Origin of the sequence: Escherichia sp. E3659, from assembly GCF_005781135.1 — a bacterium.
Lineage (GTDB): Bacteria > Pseudomonadota > Gammaproteobacteria > Enterobacterales > Enterobacteriaceae > Escherichia.
In genome coordinates, this window is record NZ_VATQ01000029.1 from 1 (window position 1) to 6,202 (window position 6,202).

A 6,202-nucleotide genomic window follows, 5' to 3' on the forward strand; every position below is an offset into this window, starting at 1 on the left:
GGCCATAACAGTATCTACGGGTGCCGAACCCAGGTCGGATAAGGCGTTCACGCCGCATCCGACATTAATGGCACATTTGTTACCCCGTGCGCATTGCCGGATGCGATGCTGGCGCATCTTATCCGGCCTACGGGTGCCGAACCCAGGTCAGATAAGGCGTTCACGCCGCATCCGACATTAATGGCACATTTGTTACCCCGTGCGCATTACTCGCCCTTTTTCGCCGCCTGAATATACAGCATCTCCAGCGCCAGCGTCGCCGCTGCCAGAGCGGTGATTTCCGACTGATCGTATGCCGGAGCCACTTCCACTACGTCCATCCCAACGATGTTGAGATCTTTCAGGCCGCGTACCAGTTTAATGGCGCGATCGGAGGTCAGGCCGCCAATTACCGGCGTACCGGTTCCCGGCGCAAATGCAGGATCCAGGCAGTCGATATCAAAGGTCAGGTAAACCGGCATATCACCCACAATCTGTTTCACCTGGGCGATAACGTCATCCACGCTGCGATCGTTCACCTGGCAGGCGTCCAGCACGGTAAAGCCGTTGTCTTTATCAAACTCGGTACGAATACCAATCTGCACGGAATGATTCGGGTCGATCAGACCTTCTTTCGGCGCGGTATAGAACATGGTGCCGTGGTCAAATTCACAACCGTTAGCGTAGGTATCGGTGTGGGCGTCAAAGTGTACCAACGCCATTTTGCCGAAATGCTTCGCATGAGCACGCAACAGCGGCAGCGTAACAAAGTGGTCACCACCGAAGGAGAGCATACGCTTACCAGCAGCCAGCAGCTTCTCGGCGTGCGCCTGCAGTTTCTCGCTCATCTCACGGGCATCGCCGAAGGCATATACCAGATCACCGCAGTCCACCACGTTCAGACGCTCGCGCATGTCGAAATTCCACGGGAAGCGGTTGTGTTCCCAGGCCAGATTCGTCGAAACCTGACGGATAGCTGCCGGACCGTGACGACCACCCGCACGACCAGAAGTGGCCATATCGAACGGCACGCCAGTAATCACCCAGTCAGCATCGCTGTCATACGGCTGGAAGTTCATCGGCAGGCGTAAAAAACCAAAGGCGTTGGAAACCAGTGAGTTATCGTATTGATGACCTAAGGTGCTCATGGATGGACTCCTATTACAAAGTCGATATAAAAAAACCCTTCCGCGTCGTTAGGCCCGACGAGGAAGGGTTGGATTTGCGAAACACAAGTTTGTGCTAATTATCGCCTTAAATGGGCGAGGCATCAAGCAAGGTTACTATTTCCGACACGGTGGCGGCGCATAGCCATTGTTATCTGCCGGAAACGCTTGTCCAGAGCACGGCGGCAGCGCGTTTTGCGCCGGGCCTTGTAATTCAAAGGCGGCAAAGCCGATTACACCGGTATTACGCACATCGCCTTGCGCCGAATTGGCTGCGTAGGAATCAGCAACGTTGGCGAACTGAAAAGCCGCTTCGGTATGTTTATCTTTGCGGAATCCTTTAATCGCTAACGAATCTCCGGCATTCACAATATAACCGTTGTTATTCAGCGAACCTTGTTTACCATTCAGAACATCCAGGCCATCAACCGTAGCAACGATCTCGTAGTTGGTGTTACGACTGTAATTGCGGACATATAATTGATAATTCATTCCTACTCTGGCATGGACAATATAGCGTGGTTCATTATTTGATGAATCATAAACCCGCGTAATAGGTAGAGAATTAAAATTACCATCGCGAATAGCATATTCCAGTTCGTTAATACGAATGCTATAAACGCGGTCGTAGCCGGAAGGAACATTAGTCGAATAACTAATAACGATCATCTCTGCCGGATCGCGCCAGGCTCGCTCAGCAGATACGCCCTGAACCGTTGAGTGCACATCCCCACCCCAGGCGGTGCCGACATTGCCCGATGCACTGCTATTATACTGCGCATTACTGGAACAACCGGCCAGCAGCACGATTAATGCCACCAACGCGCTACGTACTTTCCATTTTTTCATAACCGTTCCCTCTGCATTTAATTAATGCAGCGATTGTAGGGAGATTATTTAATAAGAAAAGCAGCTAAATTATTTTTAAGAATATATAAAAAGAAAGCGGGCCGATTTACGTAAATAAATCGACCCGCCAGCGGAATAATCTTAATTATTCATCTTCAAGATAGGTATAACCGTACAAACCAGCCTCGAACTCTTCAAGGAACTGTTGTTGCAGTTCAGCATCAAGATCGGTTTTCTTCACCTGATCGCGGAACTGAGTTAACAGCGTTTTCGGATCGAGCTGCACATATTGCAGCATATCCGCAACGGTATCGCCTTCGTCAGACAGTTCCACTTCCACGCTACCGTCAGGGAAGACGAACACGTCAACCGCTTCGGTATCACCGAACAGGTTGTGCATGTTGCCGAGGATCTCCTGATATGCGCCGACCATAAAGAAACCGAGCATCGGCGGATTCTCCGGATCGTACTCCGGCATTGGCATTGTCGTGGCAATACCGTCACCATCAATATAGTGGTCGATAGCACCGTCAGAGTCACAGGTAATATCCAGCAGCACAGCGCGGCGTTCCGGCACTTGATCCAGCCCTTCCAGCGGCAGAACCGGGAACAACTGGTCGATCCCCCATGCGTCCGGCATCGACTGGAACAGCGAGAAGTTGACGTACATTTTGTCCGCCATACGTTCCTGCAGTTCGTCGATTATCGGACGATGCGCACGGTTTTGCGGATCCAGTTGCTTCTGCACTTCATGGCACATGCTCAGATAGAGTTGTTCTGCCCATGCGCGTTCTTGCAGGCTAAAGGTGCCGGAAGAGTAGCCGATATGAATATCGTGCAGATCCATCTGGCTGTCGTGCAACCATTCACGCAGAGAACGGCGAGTTCCCGGTTCGTGCATCTCCTGCCAGGTTTCCCACATGCTTTGCAGTGCGCGCGGCGCATCTTCTGCGGGCGCGGTCGGCACCGTGTATTCGTTACGTTCCACGCCGATGATATTAGACACCAGCACGGTATGGTGCGCAGTCACCGCACGGCCCGATTCGGTGATTACCGTCGGATGCGGCAGACCATTTTCTTCACACGCATCGCCAATCGCCCAGATGATGTTGTTGGCGTATTCATTGAGGCCGTAGTTCACCGAACAGTCGGACTGCGAACGAGTACCTTCATAATCCACGCCCAGACCGCCGCCGACGTCGAAGCACTGAATATTGACGCCCAGCTTGTGCAGTTCCACATAGAAACGCGCCGATTCACGAACGCCCGTGGCGATATCGCGAATATTCGCCATCTGCGAACCAAGGTGGAAGTGCAGCAGTTGCAGGCTGTCGAGACGCCCGGCTTCACGCAACGTTTCAACCAGTTGCAGTACCTGAGTCGCAGCCAGGCCGAACTTCGATTTTTCCCCGCCGGAGGACTGCCATTTCCCCGAGCCCTGCGAAGCCAGACGTGCACGCACGCCCAGACGAGGAACGACATTCAGACGTTCTGCTTCATCCAGCACAATGGCGATTTCTGACATCTTCTCAATGACCAGATAGACCTTGTGGCCCATCTTCTCGCCAATTAATGCCAGGCGGATATATTCGCGGTCTTTATAACCATTACAGACGATGACGCTGCGGGTCATGCCAGCATGCGCCAGCACCGCCATCAACTCTGCTTTCGAACCTGCTTCCAGTCCCAGCGGTTCGCCAGAATGAATCAGGGACTCAATCACGCGGCGATGCTGGTTAACTTTAATTGGATAAACGAGGAAGTAATCGCCGTTATAGCCGTAGGATTCCCGCGCACGTTTAAACGCGGCGTTTATGGAACGCAAACGGTGCTGCAGGATCTGCGGGAAACAGAACAGTGCAGGCAGACGCTGGCCCTGTGCTTCGCGGGTTTTCACCAACTGCGCGAGATCGACGCGAGCTTCCGGGACGTCCGGGTCCGGGCACACGCTGATGTGGCCCAGCTCGTTAACGTCATAGTAGTTATTGCCCCACCAGGCAATATTGTAAGTACGCAGCATCTTGCTGGCTTCCTGGGAGCTCATTGCAACCTCCTGCATGGAGCGTAGTACACCGTGTTCGCCCGCTGACGAAGGCAAACTCATAGACATGTCGTCAGACATAGCGAACCTCAAATTATTTTATTAAGTGTAAAACAGTTAACCACTATCGCAGCCTGAAACTGCGATAACAACCCATAAGCACATGGATTTTCCAGCAGTGTATGCTGACGCTCCGACTGCGCAATCGGTTTCTTTTTCATAACATTATTAAGCACATAACCGAACGTAAGTGTGACAGTTCGGCGAAACCACGAGAAAACTCTTGTTTTTACAAGAGCGCCCTTGTTCAGTCCTCAGTAACTGTAACCAGCTCTTGAATCCTGAGAAGCGCCGAGATGGGTATAACATCGGCAGGTATGCAAAGCAGAGATGCAGAGTGCGGGGAACGAATCTTCACCAGAACGGTGAGACAGGTTAAGCAGCAGACAACGGTTCATTATTTCGTATCACCTCCACGGCCGCCCGTTAAGACGAACCCACAAGCCAAAACTCTGATTTCAACCCGGCTGGAAGTGGCAACACGAAAGAAACGTCGTGTGCTTTTTATTTAAGCCGCGCGCCGCGTTTTATACCCCACAATGGCAGAAAATTGCAAAAGATAAATACGAAGAATGCCAGCATTGTCAGGAAAAATTTCCAGCCACGTTTCTAACAGAATGAGACACGATTCAAAAAAAAGTGGAAATCGGGTGAAGGATTGACCTAAAATAGCCATCCAGATGTTAATCCATCCATACTGATTAACACTCAGACTGCCAGTGTTTTTAACCTGTCGAGTCGTGGTAGGATCCGCTACCACAGAAAATCCACACAACAGTTTGAGCTAACCAAATTCTCTTTAGGTGATATTAAATATGGCAAAACACCTTTTTACGTCCGAGTCCGTCTCTGAAGGGCATCCTGACAAAATTGCTGACCAAATCTCTGATGCCGTTTTAGACGCGATCCTCGAACAGGATCCGAAAGCACGCGTTGCTTGCGAAACCTACGTAAAAACCGGCATGGTTTTAGTTGGCGGTGAAATCACCACCAGCGCCTGGGTAGACATCGAAGAGATCACCCGTAACACCGTTCGCGAAATTGGCTATGTACATTCCGACATGGGCTTTGACGCTAACTCCTGTGCGGTCCTGAGCGCTATCGGCAAACAATCTCCTGACATCAACCAGGGCGTTGACCGTGCCGATCCGCTGGAACAGGGCGCGGGCGACCAGGGTCTGATGTTTGGCTACGCAACCAACGAAACCGACGTGCTGATGCCAGCACCTATCACCTATGCACACCGTCTGGTACAGCGTCAGGCTGAAGTGCGTAAAAACGGCACTCTGCCGTGGCTGCGCCCGGACGCGAAAAGCCAGGTAACTTTCCAGTATGACGACGGCAAAATCGTCGGCATCGATGCTGTCGTGCTTTCCACTCAGCACTCTGAAGATATCGACCAGAAATCGCTGCAAGAAGCGGTAATGGAAGAGATCATCAAGCCGATTCTGCCCGCTGAATGGCTGACTTCCGCAACCAAATTCTTCATCAACCCGACCGGACGTTTTGTTATCGGCGGCCCGATGGGTGACTGCGGTCTGACTGGTCGTAAAATTATCGTTGATACCTACGGCGGCATGGCGCGTCACGGTGGCGGTGCGTTCTCCGGTAAAGATCCATCAAAAGTGGACCGTTCCGCAGCCTACGCAGCACGTTATGTCGCGAAAAACATCGTGGCTGCTGGCCTGGCTGACCGTTGCGAAATTCAGGTTTCCTACGCAATTGGCGTGGCTGAACCGACCTCCATCATGGTGGAAACTTTCGGTACCGAGAAAGTGCCTTCTGAACAGCTGACCCTGCTGGTACGTGAGTTCTTCGACCTGCGTCCATACGGTCTGATTCAGATGCTGGATCTGCTGCACCCGATCTACAAAGAGACTGCAGCATACGGTCATTTTGGTCGCGAACATTTCCCGTGGGAAAAAACCGACAAAGCGCAACTGCTGCGCGATGCTGCCGGTCTGAAGTAATCTTTCTTCACCTGCTTTCAAAGGCCAGCCTCGCGCTGGCCTTTTTCTTTTACCTCGCCGCGGTGGATAGGCGTTCACGCCGCATCCGGCAATGTGTCGGATGCGATGCTGCCGCATCTTATCCGACCTTGTATTAT

At 52.0% G+C, this 6,202-nt stretch carries 7 protein-coding genes; 1 reads left to right on the forward strand and 6 read right to left on the reverse strand.

Annotation, left to right across the window (positions count from 1 at the left end; genetic code table 11):
* Nucleotides 1-206: 206 nt before the first annotated feature.
* From speB to FEK47_RS25700, 6 genes are all read right to left on the reverse strand, one after another.
* Nucleotides 207-1,127 (reverse strand): agmatinase, encoded by a 921-nt coding sequence (speB, locus tag FEK47_RS19445; protein WP_000105566.1) that lies wholly within the window; start codon nt 1,125-1,127, stop codon nt 207-209.
* A 135-nt stretch (nt 1,128-1,262) separates the two neighbouring features.
* Entirely contained in the window at nt 1,263-1,994 is a 732-nt protein-coding gene (locus tag FEK47_RS19450; RefSeq protein ID WP_000758912.1) for a hypothetical protein, read from the reverse strand.
* A 145-nt stretch (nt 1,995-2,139) separates the two neighbouring features.
* Nucleotides 2,140-4,116, reverse strand: coding sequence for a biosynthetic arginine decarboxylase (speA, locus tag FEK47_RS19455; protein WP_010347927.1), 1,977 nt, complete (start codon nt 4,114-4,116; stop codon nt 2,140-2,142).
* An 8-nt stretch (nt 4,117-4,124) separates the two neighbouring features.
* Nucleotides 4,125-4,256 carry an acid stress response protein YqgB gene (yqgB, locus tag FEK47_RS19460; protein WP_130218031.1) on the reverse strand — a complete coding sequence of 44 codons (132 nt, stop codon included), beginning with the start codon at nt 4,254-4,256 and terminating at the stop codon, nt 4,125-4,127.
* Between the two features lie 93 nt (nt 4,257-4,349).
* Complete coding sequence (gene yqgG / locus FEK47_RS25695) at nt 4,350-4,493, reverse strand: protein YqgG (protein WP_001297404.1); 144 nt, start codon at nt 4,491-4,493, stop codon at nt 4,350-4,352.
* Nucleotides 4,494-4,603: 110 nt separating this feature from the next.
* Nucleotides 4,604-4,855 carry a hypothetical protein gene (locus tag FEK47_RS25700; protein WP_130218033.1) on the reverse strand — a complete coding sequence of 84 codons (252 nt, stop codon included), beginning with the start codon at nt 4,853-4,855 and terminating at the stop codon, nt 4,604-4,606.
* A gap of 55 nt (nt 4,856-4,910) precedes the next feature.
* On the opposite strand from FEK47_RS25700, the gene metK reads away from it, so the two are divergent.
* Nucleotides 4,911-6,065 carry a methionine adenosyltransferase gene (metK, locus tag FEK47_RS19465; RefSeq protein ID WP_130237401.1) on the forward strand — a complete coding sequence of 385 codons (1,155 nt, stop codon included), beginning with the start codon at nt 4,911-4,913 and terminating at the stop codon, nt 6,063-6,065.
* The last annotated feature ends 137 nt before the right edge of the window (nt 6,066-6,202 follow it).

Excerpts from the sequence above, each read along its gene's own strand:
- speB (WP_000105566.1), bottom strand. The coding sequence starts at position 1,127 with ATGAGCACCTTAGGTCATCAATACGATAACTCACTGGTTTCCAACGCC.
- FEK47_RS19450 (WP_000758912.1), bottom strand. The coding sequence starts at position 1,994 with ATGAAAAAATGGAAAGTACGTAGCGCGTTGGTGGCATTAATCGTGCTG.
- speA (WP_010347927.1), bottom strand. The coding sequence starts at position 4,116 with ATGTCTGACGACATGTCTATGAGTTTGCCTTCGTCAGCGGGCGAACAC.
- yqgB (WP_130218031.1), bottom strand. The coding sequence starts at position 4,256 with ATGAAAAAGAAACCGATTGCGCAGTCGGAGCGTCAGCATACACTGCTG.
- yqgG (WP_001297404.1), bottom strand. The coding sequence starts at position 4,493 with ATGAACCGTTGTCTGCTGCTTAACCTGTCTCACCGTTCTGGTGAAGAT.
- metK (WP_130237401.1), top strand. The coding sequence starts at position 4,911 with ATGGCAAAACACCTTTTTACGTCCGAGTCCGTCTCTGAAGGGCATCCT.